The organism is Acidicapsa borealis (genome assembly GCF_059115245.1).
Map to the genome: position 1 here is coordinate 4618966 of NZ_JCACNY010000001.1, position 18774 is coordinate 4637739.

The following is an 18774-nucleotide window of genomic DNA, read 5'->3' on the forward strand; positions in this document are numbered from 1 at the left end:
CAAGTTTGGTTTGCCAGTTCGCCGCACAAGTTGAGTAAGCTGTTGTGGGAGACGCCCTCATGCATTTCTGCAAGCCGCTACTGGCCGCAACGGCATTCCTCGCCTTTGCCGCAATATTTCCGCACCACGCAGCCAGTCAATCACCGGCACCAGTGCACGCCAATCCTGCCATCATTCCCACCGACCGCCTGAAGGAAGACTGGTGGGCGAAGCGCCACGCGGCCATCCTCGCCGAGATCAAGAGCAACCCCGACATCGGCCTCATCATGGTCGGCGACTCCATCACGCAGAACTACGAGAAAGCCGATCCGCCCGACGAGAACTTCCAGCCCATCTGGCAGCAGTTCTACGCACCGCGCAAAGCCCTCAACCTTGGCTACAGCGGGGACGCTACAGAGAATGTCCTCTGGCGGCTCGACCATGGCGAAGTCGACGGGATCCATCCCTACGCCGCCGTAGTCCTTATCGGCACGAACAACACTGGCTTCAAAATCGAGTCCGCTGACGACACCAAGGCCGGCATCGATGCCGTCATCGAAAAGCTCAATGCCAAACTGCCCGACACGAAGATCCTCCTGCTCGGCATCCTGCCCAGCGGAGTTCTCGACAAGGTCGTCGAAGAGAACAACGAGATCAACGTCTACCTGGCAGCAAAATACGGCCCATCCTCAGGCACGGCAGACTCGCGCGTAACCTATCTTGACATCGGCAGCATCTTCTTCCAGCACGACGGTCCAAATGCCGGCAAGCTCAACGAAGCCATCTACTACGACCCGCGCCTCTCCTGGCACCCCAAGCCGCTGCACCCGGACACCATAGGCCAGCGCCTCATGGCCGAAGCCATTGAGCCAACGCTGGTGAAGCTGATGAACGATCCCTCGCGCGCTCATCTCGCCTCGATGCGTGACATCAACTCAGCGCTCATCCCCGTGCCGCGCCTCGAGATGGATTCCTACGACTGGTACAAACGCCACCAGGAAATCCTCGATGTGCAGCACAAGATCGATCCCCAAATCGTCCTCATCGGCGACTCCATCACCCACTTCTGGGGAGGCGAGCCCAAAGGCCCGCACGTCAACGGCCCGAAGTCCTGGCAGACAGCCTTCGGCGGCCTGCGCGTACTGAACATGGGCTATGGCTGGGACCGCACGCAGAACGTTCTATGGCGCTTGAATCAAGGCGAATTCGAAGGCCTTCATCCAAAAACAGTCGTCATCAACATCGGCACCAACAACCTAACACCCACGCAGAATGCCCGCAGCAACACCCCCGAAGAGATCGTCCAGGCCATCCTCGCCATCCATCACGAAGTGCACCGCAGAAGCCCCGAAAGCCGCATCCTCGTCATGGGCATCTTCCCGCGTGGCTTCGGCGCAGACAACTACTTCCGCCCTCGCATCACACGCGTCAACATGCTTCTGTCGAAAGCTCTCGAAGGCGCAGCCAACACAACCTTCCTCGACATCGGCAATAGGTTCCTCACTCCCGACGGAACGCTTCCCACCGCACTCATGAACGACGGCACTCATCCCACCGACGAAGGCTACGCGATCTGGGCCAAAGCCCTGATTGAAGCCGGGATTCGCCAGTCAATCCAGTAGTTCCGGTAAAGTCAGCTACACTCTGTGCTTCAGCCATTATTCCCTTGGAGGATCACCCGAATGCCCAGCACTCCGCGCAACACCATTCTCTACGGCAGGTATCTGCTCTTCATCGCAGGCATGGGCGGCCTCCTCTACGGCATTGACGTTGGCATCATTACCGCGGCCCTGCTCTATCTTGACAAGACCATCAGCCTCTCCATCGAACAGACCTCGATCCTGGTTGCCGCAGTCCTTGGCGGCGGCATGGCTTCATCACTTGTCGCCGGAGTCTTTGCAGACTGGTTTGGCCGCAAGACCATGATGATCGTCAGCGGACTGATGTTCGTTTCGAGTGTCGGCCTCATCGTCGCGTCGCAGGACTTCTACTCTCTCCTCATCGGACGCCTGTTGCAAGGCATGAGCGGAGGCGTGATTGCGGTCGTCGTGCCGCTCTATCTCGCTGAATGCCTCAGCTCCAAACGCCGTGGCGCGGGCACTGCCATCTTCCAGTTCATGCTCACCTTCGGCATCGTGATCGCCGCGTTGACTGGCTTTTTCTACACGCGCCAGGCAGAAGCATCGATCGCGGCAGCCATGGGCAATGCTGACCTGATTCGTGCCGCGCAGAATCACGCCTGGCGCGGCATGTTTCTCTCCGTCATCTATCCAGGGCTCATCTTTTTCCTCGGCTCCTTCTTCCTCAGTGAATCGCCACGCTGGCTGCTACGGAAAGGCAAGACTGACCGAGCCATGACTGCGTTGCGCCGTGCTGTCTCAGAAGATGAAGCAGAGAGCGAAATGCGTGAGATGCAGGTCCTCACGCAGCAGAACAAGACCAATGCCGCATCTGGTTCGCTCTTGCGGCGCAAGTATGTCATTCCCTTCCTTCTTGCCTGTGTGATCCTTTCGCTCAATCAGACGACCGGCATCAACTCCGTCCTCGGCTATCTGGTCATCATCCTCAAACAGGCGGGCATGAATCCCGGCCATGCTACGCAGGGCGATCTTGTCGTGAAATTTCTGAATTGCATCATGACGGTCGTGGGAGTGGCTCTCGTTGACCGTCGCGGGCGCAAGTTCCTGCTTAACCTCGGAACAGGCGGCATCGTCCTCGCCTGCTTGGCAGCGGGCATCATCTTCTACAACGTTGAAGCGCAGCGCAATGACGTTCTAAGCATTGTGCAGCAGCACGCCGGTGACGGTCATCAAGCCATTGCTCTACCCGTGAACGCCGCAACATTCGGTCCGGCAGTCAACGGACGCCCGATGGTGTTGACCGTGCTCTATGACGCCGGCGAAGGCGATAAGGTCGCTACTATTCTGAGTAATGACACCGACCCGACGCTGAAGATCAACTTCGAGAAGCCCGCGAAGGCGTCCTCTGCAACTGCAACCGGAACTATCGTTCTAAAACGCGCGCAATACGGTCCTGTCCCCACTGAGACCACAGGATGGCTCATCACCGCATGTCTGGCTATCTTCATCTCTTCATACGCATGCGGCCCTGGAGTGGTCGTCTGGCTCATGCTTTCGGAACTTATGCCCACACGCATCCGCGCTCTCGGCATGGGCATCGCGCTGCTGTTGAACCAGGGCATCTCGACGGGCATCGCCGGAGTCTTCCTTCCGGTCGTAGGTCACTACGGATACTTCGCAATGTTCTTCTTCTGGGCTGGATGCACCATTCTCTATTTCCTTACCGCTTTGTTCCTCGTGCCGGAAACAAAGGGCAAATCGCTTGAAGAGATCGAGATCTACTTCGAGAAAGGTGCAGCCTGATGAAGACCCGCATCCTTGCACCTATTTTTGCCGCAATACTCATATCTGGCTTTGTGATGGCTGCACTTGCTGAGTCACATCCCATTACGATTGACGGCGAACACTTCATCCGCGATGGCAAGCCCTACCAGATTCTCTCCGGCACCATCCACTACGCGCGCGTGCCTCGCGCTTACTGGCGTGATCGCCTGAAGAAGGCCCGCGCCATGGGCCTCAACACCGTCGAAACCTACATCTTCTGGAACCTGCATGAACCAAAGCCCGGTATCTTCGACTTCAGTGGCCAGCTCGATATCGCAGAGTTCGTCCGTGAAGCGCAAAAGGAGGGTTTGAACGTCATCGTGCGCCCCGGCCCATACGTCTGCGCGGAGTGGGAAGCAGGCGGCTATCCCGCGTGGCTCTTCGCCGATACAAGCGTCAAGGTGCGTACGCAAGACCCTAAGTTCCTAGCCGCGGCTGACCGCTACATCGCGCGCGTCGGCCAAGAGCTCGCGCCATTGCAAGTAAAGAACGGCGGCCCCATCATCGCCGTGCAGATCGAGAATGAATACGGCTCCTTCGGCAGTGACCGCGTTTACATGGAAGACATCCACCAGTCGCTCATTCGCGCAGGCTTTGGCCCAGCTGGCGGCGCGCTCTTTTACACCTCAGACGGCGCAGACCAACTCAAGAACGATGTGCTTCCCGGCATCCTCGCCGTCATCAACTTCGGTCCCGGTGAGGCCAAAGGCGAGTTCGCCAAGCTGCTGAAGTTTCGTCCCGCAGGCGCAGGCTTCGCCGGCCCACGCATGACCGGCGAGTATTGGGACGGCTGGTTTGACGCGTACGGCGACAAGCAGCACGTGCACACTGACGCTGAGCAACAGGCCAAAGAGATCGACTGGATGCTCGAGCAGGGCTACTCCTTCAACCTCTACATGTTTCACGGCGGCACCAGCTTCGGCTTCATGAATGGCGCGAATTTCCAGGACGGCCCGAAAGGCCACTACGCTCCGCAGACCACCAGCTACGATTACGACGCAGCCCTCGATGAATCAGGCCGCCCGACGAAGAAGTTCTACTTGCTGCGCGACGTGATCCAGAAGCACACCGGCATCACTCCGCCACCGCTGCCCGAGCCCACACCGTTCATTGCAGTGCCCGAGTTCTCGCTAGACGAGTCGGCCTCGCTCTGGGGCAACCTGCCTGAAGCCATCGCGTCTGAAGTACCAAAGCCGATGGAAGCATTCGGCCAGGCTTACGGCTACATCCTCTATCGCACCGAAGTCACAGGCCCGCAATCCGGCGAGTTGAAAATCGATGAACTCCGCGACTATGCAGCTGTCTACATCAACCAGAAGCTTGTCGCGACGCGAGACCATCGCCTCACTGAGCCACCGCTGCAACTGACCGTCCCTGCTGGCAACCCAACACTCGACATCCTGGTCGAGAACACCGGCCGAGTGAACTTTGGGCCGCACCTGCAGGACGGCCGCGCCGGAATTACTGACTCGGTCAGCCTCGGCGACAAGAAGCTCACTGGTTGGGAAGTCTACAATCTGCCCATGACCTCGCCAGACTTCATCGCGCACTGGCAACCGAGCAGCATGAAAGGCCCAGCCTTCCATCGCGGCTCGTTCACTTTGACCAGTGTTGGCGATACTTTTCTCGATACTCGCAAGCTTAGCAAAGGCTTCGTCTGGGTCAACGGACACAATCTCGGCCGTGTCTGGGATATCGGCCCGCAGTACTCGCTGTACCTGCCAGCAGCATGGCTGAAGCCAGGCCGCAACGAGATCGTAGTCTTCGACTATACCGACCTCGCACGGCCATCACTCAGCGGCATGAAAGACCCGATCTGGCCTGCTGTCCAGAAACCCTAGTTGGTGGTGAAGCTAAGCACATCGCCAGTCACAGTTCCGCCAACAGTGGTCACCACAATTCGAAAATAGTAGGTTGTCTTCGAAGCGAGTCCAGTGATCGCAACCGTTGGCTGCACTCGTGTAGATGAAGCAGCGAGATTCGCCTTTGTTGTGCTCGACGTAAGAGCTGCGCTGTTGATCCCGTATTGGAAGTAATAGGTGCCGGCGACTCCGCTCGTATTTACAAACGCGTTGAGAGTCGCTCCACCCGCGCCTATCGCCGTCGCTGGACCAGCGAGAACTGACGGCGCGCCAATCAACGAATAGGTCGCAGTTACGACGGCGCTATCAGCATCATGCCGCGAGACTGCAATCGCCTTCACTGTCTTCGTCGTATTCACGATGATCGGCGCTGTGTATTGCGTCGCAAACACACTCGGCGTCGTGCCGTCCAATGTGTAATACAAAACCGCTCCCGGCGTTGCATCGGTCAGCGTAACAGTCTGCTGCGATGTATAGGTTCCCGTCGCCGGCTTGATCACCGGCGTGATCGGAATCACTTCCTCGTTCAAGCCATCGCCGCTGGCGTCATACGTCGTACTGCCGGTGTACGTCGCCAGTACATAGTGTGCTCCCGCAACCAAACTGGCGGTGGTATAAGTTGCCTTCCCCGCGCTCAGCGCGACCGTCGCCACGGTAGCTTCATCGATGCTGAAGACGACGTTACCCGTAGGAGTTCCCGTGCCGGAAGCAGGTGCAACAGTGGCTGTAAATGTCACCGATGTTCCAGGCACAACCTTATTGGCGCTCGCCGCAAGCGTTGTCAGCGTGTCCTTGGTTGCGGGCGTAGTGCCAAGATCGAAATTCGCGATGAAGCCAGGATTCTCCTGAGTCTTGTAGGTCGTGTTGAATGCCCCGGCCGTCACTGGGAAAGTAGGCGACGTCGTAAATCCCACGATATACACATTGCCATTTGCGCCCAGACCCAGCCCGTAAGCAGTATCGCCAAAGCCACCCGGTCCATTGATATTCTGCGTACCCCCACCGCCGAGGTAAGTTGAGTAAATCAAGCCAGTACCCGTCGGATTCATCTCCGTCAGAAAGGCGTTCGAGGTGTATGTCGTGTAGTCACAGCAGTGCGTCGCGCCGTTGTTCTTCGACTGATATGCGTTCGCGGTCACAGGGAAATCTGCGGACATGGCAGACCCGGTGACATAGGCATCGCCAGCGCTATCCAATGCCAGATCATAAATCTGGTCTCCGCCCCAGGGACCGGTCGTGCCGCCCAGATATGTCGAGTACACCAAAGCTGTTCCCGTCGGATTGAGCTTCGTGATAAACCCGTTCTGGTTCACGTCCGCTGAGTAAGTCGTATTTGTATAAGCCTTGTTCTTCGTCTGGAATGCGCCTGTAGTAACGGGAAAATCAGTTTCGGACGTGTAGCCGGCAACGTAGGCATTTCCCGCGTTGTCCACGGCAAGCCCCTCCGGAATCGTCGTCCCACCGCCCCCTGACGTACCGCCAAGATACGTGGAGTAGAGCAGTGCAGTCGCCGTCGGATTGAGTTTAGAAACCGTTGCTGAGTACCCACCACTCTTGTTTGTCGTCTGATACGCGCCCGCGGTCACCGGAAAATTTCCGGATGTAGTAAAGCCCGCCACGTAGGCATTTCCCGATTTATCCACCACGATTGGATTGGTCCAGTAGATCGATCCATCGCCGCTCGCGTTGTCATTAGAGCCACCAAGATAGGTCGAATAAACCAGTCCGGATCCGCTTGGATTCACTTTCGTGACCACGTAGTTGAATCCATTCGTAACAGCTGACTTGTTTGCAGTCTGAACAACTCCGCTCGTCACCGGATAGTCCGTGGAAGCAGTAACTCCGGCGATATATGCATTGCCGCTGGCGTCCAAAGCTATGCTGGTGAGCTGGTCAAGCACACTTCCACCCAGATACGTTGAGTACACGAGCGCTGTCCCCGATGGGTTCAGCTTGGTTACAAAGCCAGTCGCCAGATTGCCTGCGGCGGCCTTGTTTGTAACCTGAAACGCGCCGCTTGTCACCGGAAAATTCGACGAATACGTATATCCCGTGATGTAGGCATTGCCCGCAGCATCGACGGCGATCGCCTTGCCATAGTCGCCTTGGTTGTGAAGTGTCTCCGGAACGCCCGCGCCTCCGATGAATGTGGAGTAGAGAAGCGCCGTTCCCGATGCGTTCAGCTTCGAGATGAATGCAGTGCTCACTCCACTTGTAGGCGTCGCATAGTCAATCGCCTGAAATGCCCCAGCTGTGAGCGGAAAGTCAGAGGAAGCTGTAAGCCCCGTGACGTATGCGTTTCCTGCAGCATCGGCGGTGACCGCAACAACAAAGTCAGTGTTGGTTCCACCAAAGAACGTTGAGTAAGCCAGTATGGGGTCAATGACGAGAGCCTTGCTGTGATCGTACCGGCCCAATGTAAATCCGACGGAGTTGTCTGGCATCAGATGGAACGAACCCGCAACCAGCTTTCGCTCGTCTTCAACCCCTTGATACACCACCGGCCTGCGAAAGACGATCGTGCCATTCGCGGATTCGATCGCCAGATCACCCTCCGGGCTAACCGTCAACTTCTTCGCTCCCGCAAAGTGCAGCCGGATTGGCGATGGGCTCGCCCCCGGCGCGACAACGAAGTCATATTCAAGCTGCTGTTGGTTACCGTAATACACAAGATCCACGCCGGGGTAGACGCCGGAGTAGCGCACCTTGCGATACGTTGGAACTGCGCTGTGCCACTTCGTCGGATCTTTTCCAAGGAAGTAGTTGACTGTCCCAGGCAACTGGTTTTCGCCCACAGGTACAGCAGTCAAACTCGCACCTGCCAACTGCATGCGAATCACATCAACTGCATACTCTTGCGGTGTCGAAGTCGGATGTATCGAGGCCTCCACTGCACCCTCAGTATGGTGCGCTGTCGTCGCTGTCGATTGTGTCATAGCAATGCCCAATGGGCTCAATCGTTGCTTCGGCGCTGCTGGGCCGCGTACCGGAATCGCCTTGCGTAGTGCCAGGACAGCCTCATGCCCCGTGAGATAGAGCCCATAGCCACTTCCCCGCGCAAAGAACTTCGCCCGCGCATCCGCCTGCCCCTGATTCGCCTCGAAACTAAGAGGCAAGTTGCGATAATCCTGCACGACCTTAGCCCGCCCAACTGAACTAGAAGCCGCAGCATTGGATTCAGCGACGGGCGCGGAAGCCTTGCCCGCAACGCATGCCAGCACCATTGCTCCGGAAACCACCAAGACTCGCAAATTCCAACGCACCTGCAATAACTCAACCCGTGTCAACATCCTGCTCTCCTGTGCTGCCAACAGCCGCATCATCGGTTTGCTAATTCGTCGTAAAGCTCAACACCGCGCCAGAGCTTGTACCGCCAGGCGTAGTCACTACCACCTGGTAGTAGTAAGTCGTCTTGCTTGCCAGATTGGTCAGCGTTGCGCTTACGTAGACCGGCGCGAAAACCAGCTTGCTGCCAAGCCCCGAGGAGCTAAGTGCCGTCTTCGCAGTGCTGCTCGTCAGCGCCGTCGCGCTCGTGCCGTATTGAAAGTAGTAACTCCCGGCATACCCATAGCCGTTCACCAGACCATTCAACGTAGCTTTGGGGGTGCTGACAGCAGACGCCGGCACAGCGAGCACATACGGTGCCGTCAACAGCTGATATGTCGCCGTCGCCGGAACACTGTTCGACGCGCCATTGACAACCGCCACAGCGCGTATCGACGTCGACACGCTCACTACGATTGGTGCCGTGTACTTCGTCGAACTCGTCGTCGGCACCGTGCCGTCCGTCGTGTAGTACAGCACCGCACCCGGCGTCGGATCGGTAATCGTCACCAGTTGCGCCGCTGGATAGATACCGCTCGCCGGCCTAATCGCAGGAATGGCAGCGACAATGTTCTCCGTGATATTGCCACCACTGGCCGAATACGTCGTGCTTCCCGCATAAGTCGCCAGGATTGCGTGCTGCCCCAGCGCCAGTGGGGTCGTCGTCGTGTAGTTGGCATAGCCTTTGCTGTTCAAAGCCACAGTCGCTACCGCCTTTTGATCGATGCTGAAAACGACATTCCCTGTGGGCACGCCAGTCCCTGTTGAGGGAACGACTGATGCGGAAAAAGTTAAGTTCACTCCCGGCGTTGCAGGATTGATGCTGGAGGTGAGCGTCGTACCAGTCGCAAGCGTGGTTGGCGTCGTCCCCAGCTTTGCAACAAACCCCGTCGTAAAGTTCTGTGAGTTGAATGCCGTCTTGTATGCACCCGGCGTTATGGGAAAATCCTTGGCGCTTGTGGTTCCAGCGAAATACACCGCACCACCACTTCCCAGTGCGATGCCGTAAGCCGTATCGGAGAACGAATACGCGCCTCCAAAGTAGGTCGAGTAAATGAGCGCCTTGCCCGCTGCATTCAGTTCCGACAGAAAGACGACCGCGCCGTTATTGAAGGAAGCAAGGTTCGTGGACTGATACGCATTGCTTGTCACCGGGAAATTGCCTGCTGCCGTTGAGCCTGAGACGTAGGCATCGCCTGTACTATCAACGGCAAGCCCGTAGGCGCGATCGCCGCCGGGGCCACCGCTGCCGCCGAGATAAGTCGAATACACCAGCCCCGTGCCGGTCGGATTCATCTTGGTGACAAAGCCCGTTGAATACCCGCTGGGTGCTTCCTGATTTGTTGTGATCAATGCGCCCGTGGTCACCGGGAAGTTGGATTCGTATGTTGTCCCCGTCAGATAAACGTTGCCGGCGCTATCGACAACCATCCCGTTCGCCACATCGCCGCGATATCCGGCTCCGCTTCCGCCCAGATACGTGGAGTAAATCAGCTTCGTTGCCGTTGGGTTAAGCTCCGAAAGGGTGAGGTTCGATCCTCCGCCAGTCACACCTTTGTTGGTCGTCTGATAAGCGCCAGCGGTCACTGGAAAATCCGTCCCGGAGGATGAACCTGCGACATAGGCATCTCCCGCAGCGTCGACCGCCACCAGCACTGTGCCAGCCGCAACAAAGTCTTGTGATCCGCCAAGATAGGTCGAATACAGCAATGCAGATCCAGCCGGATTCAGCTTACTGACAAAGGCTGTCAGATCGCCGTGTGGAGCAGACTTGTTGGTCGTCTGCAAAACGCCTGAAGTAACTGGAAAGTCAGTTGAGATCGTGTTGCCGGCAACATAAATATCCCCCGCTGAATCGAGCGCCAGAGATGTTGCCAGATCGCTCGTAGAGCCACCCAGAAATGTCGAGTAGACGAGAGCCGTTCCCGCCGGATTCAGTTTCGAAACAAACCCCGTCGATCCACTCTTGACGAACGCCTTATTCGTCTTCTGGTAGGCGCTCGCTGTGGTTGGAAAATCCGATGAGTACGTTGTTCCGGTGACATAGGCATTGCCCGCGGAATCAACAGCGATTGCAGCGGCTGTTTCGCCGCCCGATGGACCACCCGATCCGCCCAGGAAGGTCGAGTAAATCAGCGCTGTGCCCGAAGCATTCAGCTTCGTGATAAAAGCGCTCGAACGCAGATCCTTGTCTGTCGCTTGCACCACACCCGGCGTTGCCGGAAAGTCGGTCGATACTGTCGAGCCTGTCAAATAAGCATTGCCCGAGGAGTCGACCGCAATACCCGAGATCGTGTCCGAGTTGCTGCCGCCTAGATACGTTGAATACACAAGTGTGGGATCGATGATGAGAGCCCTGTTACGGTCATACTTGCCGAGCGCAAAACCCGTCGTACCATCGGCCAATAACTTGAACTGCCCACGCACATGCTGTCGATGACCGTGGTCCAGTTGATAGACCTCAGGCTTGTGAAAGGCAATGCTGCCATCCGCAGCTGAGATCACCAGGTTGCCGTTGCTCTCCACCGCTACGCTGCGCGCACCGTCAAATCGCCATTGGATACGGGCCGGATCTGCACCCGCAGCAACTACAAAGTCATACTCCAGCTGCTGCTGATTGCCGTAATAGACAAGATCCACGCCGGGATAGACGCTCTTGTAACGCACTTTGGCATAGCTCTGGACCCCCGTGTGCCAGTCTGCCGGATCATTGCCCAGAAGATAATTCGAAGTGCCCGGCAATATCTCCTGACCGACAGGGACAGTAACGGGATTGCTGCCCTTCAACTGCATCCGGATGACATCCGTCCCCGCCCGCTTGCGGAGAGCCAGTACGGTTTCCTGCGAAGTCAAGTAAAGCCCGTAGCCACGGCCGCGCGAGAGGAACTTCACCTGCGCATCGGTCTGTCCCTGGTTGGCTTCAAAGCGCAGGGGCAGCTTCCCGTAGTTAAGAGCAATGGACGCTCGAGCGGCGCTCGAAGTGCTCTGAGCATGCACACCTAGTGCAGTCAATGCGACCACCAGCAGACCTGCAGCTATCCGTTTGCCTGGACCGAGCGATCGCGCATTTGCGAACCCGCAGCTGCCAATGAATTCAACTGACCTTCCCATCATCCCGCTCCCCATTGCACTGCGCATCGGCTACTTCCCCGTCCCGGTCACAGACATGACCTGTGGCGATCCGGCGGCGTTATCTGTTGCTTGAAAATTCGCCGTCAGCGCGCCTGTCGCGGCTGGCTTCAAGGCAAGAGACAAGGTACAGCTCGTGTTGGCGGCCAGCGTGATTGTGCATGTCTTCGTCGTGATCACGAAGGAGCTCGCATTGGCCCCCGTGAAGGAGAAGTAGCTCACGCTTACGTTCGTACTTCCCTTGTTGCTGAAGGTTATGATCTGTGCCGCTGAGGTGCTTCCAACGGCAGTCGCTGGAAATGTCAGCGTTGAAGGAGACAAAGTCACACCCGGTGTGGTGGCTCCTGACGTGGTGGTTCCACTGAGAGGTATCGTTTGTGGTGAACCTGCGGCATTGTCAGTGGCCAGAAAAGACGCCGTCTGGGCTCCTGCAACAGTCGGCTTGAACACGACGGAAAGTGTGCAGCTTGCACCTGCGGCCAACGAGATAGTGCAGGTCTTCGAACTAATGGAGAAAGCAGCCGCGTTCGTGCCGGAGAAGGTGAACGAATTGACCGAGGCAGCGACTGTCCCCGTGTTCGTGAACGTGATCACCTGCGCCGCTGAGGTGGCTCCGATTGCGGTCGCCGGAAAGGTCAGGCTCGCAGGGGATAGCGATACGGTCGGCTTGGCGGAGCTGGCGGTTGCTGTTCCCGTCAGCGCCACTGTCTGCGGCGAATTCGCTGCATTATCCGCAGCCGAAAGCGTAGCAGTCAAATTACCCGAAGCTGCCGGTTTGAAGGCGACGGACACCGTGCAACTGGCGCCAGCAGCAAGTGTTGTGGTGCAGGTCTGTGCCGATGTCACGAATGAACTTGCGTTCGTGCCGGAATACGTGAAGCCTGTGATTGTGGCGGCTACTGTGCCGGTATTCTTCAGCGTCACGACCTGCGCAGAAGAAGTTGTACCGACAGCAGTCGAGGCAAATGCCAGGCTCGCAGGAGAAACGGTCACTGTTGGCGCAGTCGTCGCCGTGCTGCCGCTGAGTGTTACCGTTTGCGGTGAACCGACGGCGTTGTCCGTGGCAAGGAAAGTCGCTGTCTGCGCTCCTGCAACAGCAGGTTTGAATGCGACTGATAGAGTGCAGTTCGCGCCCGCGGGTAAGGAAGTGGTGCAGGTCTTCGTCGTGAGGACAAATGAAGTTGCATTCGTCCCCATAAAGGTGAATGAGTTCACTGAGGCCGCAACCGTGCCGGTGTTGGTAAATGTAATCACCTGGGCTGCGGAGGTTGTCCCCACAGCCGTTGCAGGAAACGTAAGGCTCGTAGGCGAAAGCGCCACTGTAGGCTTCGTACTGCCGCCCGTTGCCGTGCCCGTCAACGCCAGCGCCTGAGGCGAACCACTGGCATTGTCCGCCACTGAGAGCGAAGCGGAAAGACTCCCCGCCACGATAGGCTTGAAGACGATCGTGATCGAGCAATTGGCTCCTGCTGCAAGACTCGCTGCGCATGTGTTGGTCTGCGTAAAGGACGACGCGTTGGCGCCCGTAAGGCCGATGCTCGAGATCGTCAGCGGACCCGATCCCGTATTGCTTAGGGTAATGACCGGCGCAGTATTCGTCGCTCCTACTGCAGTGCTGCCAAACGAAATTGAATTCGCCGAGAGCACTGCCACCGGTGCCGCGGCTACGCCTGTACCGCTCAATGCGACGGTCTGCGGCGAGCCGTACGCGTTGTCGGCCACACTCACGCTAGCCGTGAGTGAGCCAGCTGCCGTCGGCTTGAACGTGACAGTGATCGTGCAAGAAGCAGCCGCCGCTAAACTCGTTCCGCAGTTGTTGGTCTGCGTAAACGAACTCGCATTCGCACCCGCGATGGTGATGCCGCTCACCGCCAGTGCAGCCTTGCCCGTGTTCTTGAGCGTGATGGCCTGCGACGCGCTGGCCACGTTCACGGTAGTCGCCGCGAAGCTCAGACTGGTCGGAGAGAAAGTGGCAACAGCGACATTGGCTGACGTAGGCCAGTTGTTCGCGAGATTCGCAACATTCAACGACCCCAGCCCGGTCGTAAGATCATAGCCCACACCCGCGTTGTGTCCAGAGAGAATGCCAGCCTCATCCTGCGGATTCGTCACCACGCAATTGAATGTCTGTTGGATCGCCGGGTTGAGGCACGCCATCGCATTCGTGCCCTTATCAATGTCGTTGAAGACGCAGCCGGTATTGCCCGTCTTCACCGTTTCCGCACTGCAAGCGGAATAGCTCTCGCGCGCCGCCAGCGCATAGAGATTGGCATTGGGATTCCCTTGTGCTGTGCCAATCTTCTGATTGATCAGCGCCATCACGCCAGCCATCGCAGGCGATCCAACCGAAGTACCGCCAACCTCCTGCGCCACCGGCTCCGTCGTCGCGGAATACGTGCAAGGCGAGCCACTCGCCGAAACGCAGATCAGGTACGACGTGCCCAGGAATCCATTCGAAGCAAAGAAGCTCACGTCCGGCACATCGCGCACACCGTCCTTGGGAATGCCCAGTACGCTCGCCTGCCAACTCGGCTTGGCATAGCCGCCCTGGCAGTTAGCCGGATTGCCATCTCCTGCGTTAGTCGCGCAGTTGCTAGCTCCGCCGCCACCACCGATCGTGTCCACCAATCCAGAAAGGTCCACACCGTAGTTCGTGTAGATCGAAGCCGCATTCGCGCCGACAAAGTTGCACGCCGACTCGGCATCCACAACTCCTGAAATACCAAGAAAGGCCGCATCGCTCTGCAATACCGGCAGTACCAGCGGATTTACGCACGAAGAGTTCCAGGGCACCTCAGGAATGTATCCAGCAGCGCTCGCCTTGGTCGTCGCATTGTTCGCGCTGCTCCAATAAGGCGCCGGCGTTGATCCCCAGTTGAAGTCCGTACCGCCAACCGAAGTGTTATAAGGCGTCGAAGTAATACCGCTCACCGACACACCAAAGAGCGCCAGGTACGGCACGCCATCCACCGCATCGAAGCCCTGATCGCAGCTCGGCGAACCAGAGTCGCCAGAAGCCACAAACACAGCAATCCCTTCAGAAGCCGCCGTCTGCCAGAGATTCTTGTAAAGAGTGTTTCCACCCGTTCCCAGCACCAGTTCGCACTCGCCGTAACTGACGTTCATCACCGGCGCGGTTTTGTTCTGCACAATGTAGCTTTCCGAAAGATAGAGCGCATCCGTAGTCGGCGTCGGCGCGCTAGACGTCACCAGCACGATCGATGCGCCCTTGGCCACCGCACCCGCCCACTCCACATCCAGCGTGTTCTCAACCAGGTCGCCGGCGCAGCTCGCAGCAAAGCTCGGACATGCCCCCGGATCGTTGTTCGTGATTACCACCGACGGCACTTTCGCCGGCAACCCGAAGGCACTGCGAAAAGCAGCCACATCCGCCAGGTTGATGTTGCTCGTACCCGCGATAGCGATGGTCTGCCCCGTACCATCAATCGGCGTACTCGCATTCCAGAGCGGCAGCACGTTATAGATCGTGGCAAAGTCATACGGAGCTACATCCTCGACCGGATTACCGTAGCCATCCTGCGTCCCAAACTGCGGCTTCGGCCGCGTTACCGGCGGGGCAAGCGCCGCCAAACCAGGAGCATTCAACGCCGAAGTGCGCCGCCACTCGCCCGTCTCGCCATTGCGCGTAACCTGCCCGCCCAGCCGGTGCAGCGGCTTGGGAAAGAAGTCATGCAGCGCCTTCACACCCACCACCACCGGAGCTAGCGCAGCCGGAATCTGCGGATCGGCCATGTTGCCAATATGATGTTCGATCAACTGCCCCTTCGTCTTAACCGCAAGTTTGTGCATCTGCGTATGAAACGCACTCTCCACCTGCCCGGCGACTCCGCTAAAGCGAATTGACAGCCGGTCTTTGCTCACCTCATCAATAGCGAACCCGCGGTCGCGCAGCCAGTTCGAGATCGCCTCCACATCCGACTGCGCCGGCCCAAACTGCTCCCCAACCTCATCCGGCGTGAGCCAGCGATGGTAGTTCGAAGACTTCGGATCGTACTGCCCTGCAACAAGAGCGTCGAACGCCGCCTGCTGCTCCGGTGAACGGCGCAACACCAGCACCAGATCCCCCATCGGCGCATCCGGGCTCAGCCGCCCAGCATCATTGGCCGCGCGCGCCATCGGATGCGTATTCCCCTTAAGCGTCACCAGACGCGCATCGTCAATCCGCTCGACAATACGAATCGCTGGCGCCGGATAGCCGGAGACAGTAGCCTGTTCCACCCCCTGCGCACTCACGAAAGAACAGCCAAGACTCATGCAAATCGCAATTGCACCGGCAACAACGGAGACGGAAGCAGTACGCAGTAAACCCATGGCGTCAGAAAAAACCTTTCTTCGTAGCCGGTCTCCGCTCAGGCATCATCCTGGCAAATCGTGCGCGGCCGGTTCGGTATTTCGGAATGTCCTGCCTATACTGCGCAAACCAGCGGAATTTCGCCTCAACCGCCAGAAACATTCCTGGTAACGTGCCTGGTCGCAGGCAAAACCATTACCGCGCCAGACGCGGGCGATAGGATGTTGAAAGCCGCCTGGAGCCAGCCTCGGCGACGCCGTAAAGGGGAAACTCGCTTGAAGATTCTCGCCGCCACCCTGCTTTTTGCAGCTATCATCGCGCCCCGGCCCGCCCTCAGCCAGACGACAGCAACGGGCACCGAGACCTTCCATAACCCGCTGCTCGCATCCGGGCCGGACCCCTGGGTCATCGGGTACAAGGGCTTCTACTACTACATGAACTCAACCGGTGCCAACCTCACCCTGTGGAAGACCGCCGACATCACCGACCTGGCCCACGCCGAGAAGAAGATCGTCTGGACTCCGCCCGCAACCGGCCCCTACTCGAAGGAGCTCTGGGCCCCCGAGCTGCACCGCTTTGACGGTAAGTGGTATATCTACTTCGCCGCCGACGACGGCGTGAACGAAAATCACCGCATCTACGCCATCGAAAACGCATCCGACGATCCGCTCACCGGCGCATGGACTTTCCGCGGCAAGGTCGCCGACTCGACCGACAAGTGGGCCATCGACGCCACAGCCTTTGAAGACAAAGGCCAGAAATATCTCGTCTGGTCCGCATGGGAAGGCGACTCCGACGGCGAGCAGCGCATCTACATCGCCCGCCTCAAGAACCCCTACACCATCGATTCCCCGCGCGTCCTGCTCTCCTACCCGAAGTACCCGTGGGAGCACGTCGGCGACCTCCTCGACCGCCCCGCCATGCCCCATGTCAACGTCAACGAAGGCCCGGAGATCCTGCAGCATGGCGCTGACATCTTCCTCGTCTACTCCGGCTCAGCGTGCTGGACCGATTACTACGAACTCGGCGTGGTCCGCACCAAATCCGGCGCCAAACTGCTCGACCCGGCAGCATGGTCCAAGTACGATCATCCCTTCTTCCAGCAGGATCGCGAAGCCAAGGTCTTCGGCCCCGGTCACAACGGCTTCTTCAAGTCGCCGGATGGCAAGGAAGACTGGATCATCTATCACGCCAATCCGGAAAGCGGGCAAGGCTGCGGCGATCATCGCTCCCCGCGCATGCAGAAGTTCACCTGGAACCCGGACGGCACCCCGAATTTCGGCAAGCCGCTCTCCACCGAGGCAGCCATCCCCAAACCGTCGAAGTGAATGAATAGGCCCGAATCTGCAGCAGATTCTGCGCAATACCCGCCGGTTGTTCCCGTCGAATGACCTCGACTCGCAACGAATCTCTCCGTCGCCATCGCCCCAGGCTGCTCCGCCAGATTATGCTGTTGTGTGTCCGCGCTTTCATCCCAGCACTTCACCGGAGAGTCGACCCACATGATGCGTTCGCAAGAGGCCTTGCTGAAGGCCGCCCTCAGTTGTGCTTTGATAACGTTTCCCTGCATCGCTACCTCGCAACAGCCAACCGGCGGAATGGACGCCGAACGCCTCGCCACGATCGGACCCCGCCTCAAGGAATTGGTCGACCAGCAAAAAGTCCCCGGAGCCACATGGCTCGTCGCACGCCATGGTAAGGTCGTTTCAGAGGGAGCCGCAGGCTGGGCGAATGTCGAAGACAAGCGCCCCATGGCCAAGGACAGCATCTTTCAAATCATGTCCATGACCAAGAACTTCACCGGCGTCGCCGCCATGATGCTGGTCGAAGAAGGCCGCCTCGACCTCAGGAAGCCCATCGAAGACTACCTGCCCGAGTTTAAGGGCATCCTCGTCGAAGAGAAGCTGGCCGACGGCACCGTGATCACACACAGTCCGCACAACCCGCCCACCGTATGGCAGTTGATGGATCACACCACCGGCCTGCCGGGAGATCCAGACGGTGCGTTGACCGAGAACGAGCATACGCTTCGGGTTCCGTTGGCAAAGGCCGTTGAGTTCTACGGCCACGAGCGGCTGCGCTTCGAACCAGGCTCGCGCTGGCGGTACAGCAATCTGGGTATCGCCACGCTTGGCCGCATCGTCGAAGTGGTGTCAGGTGAGAGCTACGTGGACTTTGTCACCTCCCGCCTGCTCAAGCCGCTGGGCATGAAAGACTCCTTCTACTTTCCCCCCGCTGACAAGATCAGCCGCATCGCCCTCGTCTACAAGCACGTCGACGGAAAGCTTGTCCGTTCCGGTGCTGAAATCCTCGCTGGTGATCCCACCCTCTATCGCAAAGGCGCTGTGTATCCCGCGCCGGAGTTCGGTCTCTACTCCACCGTGGACGACCTTTTTCGCTTCTATCAGATGCTGCTGAACGGCGGTACACTCGACGGGCACCGCTATCTTTCGCGGCAGGCGATTCAAACGATGACGCGCGTGTTCACCCCGGATGTCAAGCCTTCCGGCTGGCTGGGCGGGACCGGCTACGGGCTGACGTTTGAGATCGTGAATCAGGCGGAGGGTACCCTGCTGCTGCATTCGCCGGGGACATTCGGCCACGGCGGAGCCTTTGGCACCGAAGGTTGGATCGACCCTGCCCATGACCTGATTCGGATTGAGCTGGTGCAGATGTCGGATGGCTCGGGTGCGGCGGTTCGATCCGTGGTGATGCAGATTGGCGAGGCCTCAGTCGAAGATGCACAATAGGCATCGCGAAGGAA

General features: G+C 58.4%; 8 protein-coding genes. 5 read left to right on the forward strand and 3 right to left on the reverse strand.

Annotated elements, in window-relative coordinates; translation table 11 throughout:
- Positions 1–59: 59 nt before the first annotated feature.
- The 3 genes from AC5S27_RS18955 to AC5S27_RS18965 are packed head-to-tail and all read left to right on the forward strand — an operon-like array spanning position 60 to position 5224.
- Positions 60–1601, forward strand: coding sequence for a GDSL-type esterase/lipase family protein (locus AC5S27_RS18955; protein ID WP_493936123.1), 1542 nt, complete (start codon positions 60–62; stop codon positions 1599–1601).
- Between the two features lie 60 nt (positions 1602–1661).
- Positions 1662–3362, forward strand: coding sequence for an MFS transporter (locus tag AC5S27_RS18960; RefSeq protein ID WP_493936124.1), 1701 nt, complete (start codon positions 1662–1664; stop codon positions 3360–3362).
- Positions 3362–5224 carry a glycoside hydrolase family 35 protein gene (locus AC5S27_RS18965; RefSeq protein ID WP_493936125.1) on the forward strand — a complete coding sequence of 621 codons (1863 nt, stop codon included), beginning with the start codon at positions 3362–3364 and terminating at the stop codon, positions 5222–5224. The genes AC5S27_RS18960 and AC5S27_RS18965 overlap by 1 nt, the downstream gene beginning before the upstream one ends.
- Here AC5S27_RS18965 and AC5S27_RS18970 read toward each other — a convergent pair.
- The 3 genes from AC5S27_RS18970 to AC5S27_RS18980 all read right to left on the reverse strand — a co-directional run bounded on the left by AC5S27_RS18970 (position 5221) and on the right by AC5S27_RS18980 (position 15973).
- Positions 5221–8535, reverse strand: coding sequence for a DUF7948 domain-containing protein (locus tag AC5S27_RS18970; protein WP_493936126.1), 3315 nt, complete (start codon positions 8533–8535; stop codon positions 5221–5223). The genes AC5S27_RS18965 and AC5S27_RS18970 overlap by 4 nt on opposite strands.
- 40 nt (positions 8536–8575) lie before the next feature.
- Entirely contained in the window at positions 8576–11590 is a 3015-nt protein-coding gene (locus tag AC5S27_RS18975; RefSeq protein ID WP_493936127.1) for a DUF7948 domain-containing protein, read from the reverse strand.
- Between the two features lie 120 nt (positions 11591–11710).
- Positions 11711–15973, reverse strand: a complete 4263-nt coding sequence (locus AC5S27_RS18980) for a choice-of-anchor D domain-containing protein (RefSeq protein WP_493936128.1) — start codon at positions 15971–15973, stop codon at positions 11711–11713.
- A 312-nt stretch (positions 15974–16285) separates the two neighbouring features.
- On the opposite strand from AC5S27_RS18980, the gene AC5S27_RS18985 reads away from it, so the two are divergent.
- Positions 16286–17338, forward strand: a complete 1053-nt coding sequence (locus tag AC5S27_RS18985) for a glycoside hydrolase family 43 protein (RefSeq protein WP_493936129.1) — start codon at positions 16286–16288, stop codon at positions 17336–17338.
- A 174-nt stretch (positions 17339–17512) separates the two neighbouring features.
- Positions 17513–18760, forward strand: a complete 1248-nt coding sequence (locus AC5S27_RS18990; RefSeq protein WP_493936130.1) for a serine hydrolase domain-containing protein — start codon at positions 17513–17515, stop codon at positions 18758–18760.
- Positions 18761–18774 lie beyond the last annotated feature (14 nt).

Bases quoted from the DNA above. Each gene is read 5' to 3' on its own strand.
- AC5S27_RS18960 (WP_493936124.1), top strand. From the start codon at position 1,662: ATGCCCAGCACTCCGCGCAACACCATTCTCTACGGCAGGTATCTGCTC.
- AC5S27_RS18970 (WP_493936126.1), bottom strand. From the start codon at position 8,535: ATGTTGACACGGGTTGAGTTATTGCAGGTGCGTTGGAATTTGCGAGTC.
- AC5S27_RS18955 (WP_493936123.1), top strand. From the start codon at position 60: ATGCATTTCTGCAAGCCGCTACTGGCCGCAACGGCATTCCTCGCCTTT.
- AC5S27_RS18965 (WP_493936125.1), top strand. From the start codon at position 3,362: ATGAAGACCCGCATCCTTGCACCTATTTTTGCCGCAATACTCATATCT.
- AC5S27_RS18980 (WP_493936128.1), bottom strand. From the start codon at position 15,973: ATGAGTCTTGGCTGTTCTTTCGTGAGTGCGCAGGGGGTGGAACAGGCT.
- AC5S27_RS18990 (WP_493936130.1), top strand. From the start codon at position 17,513: ATGATGCGTTCGCAAGAGGCCTTGCTGAAGGCCGCCCTCAGTTGTGCT.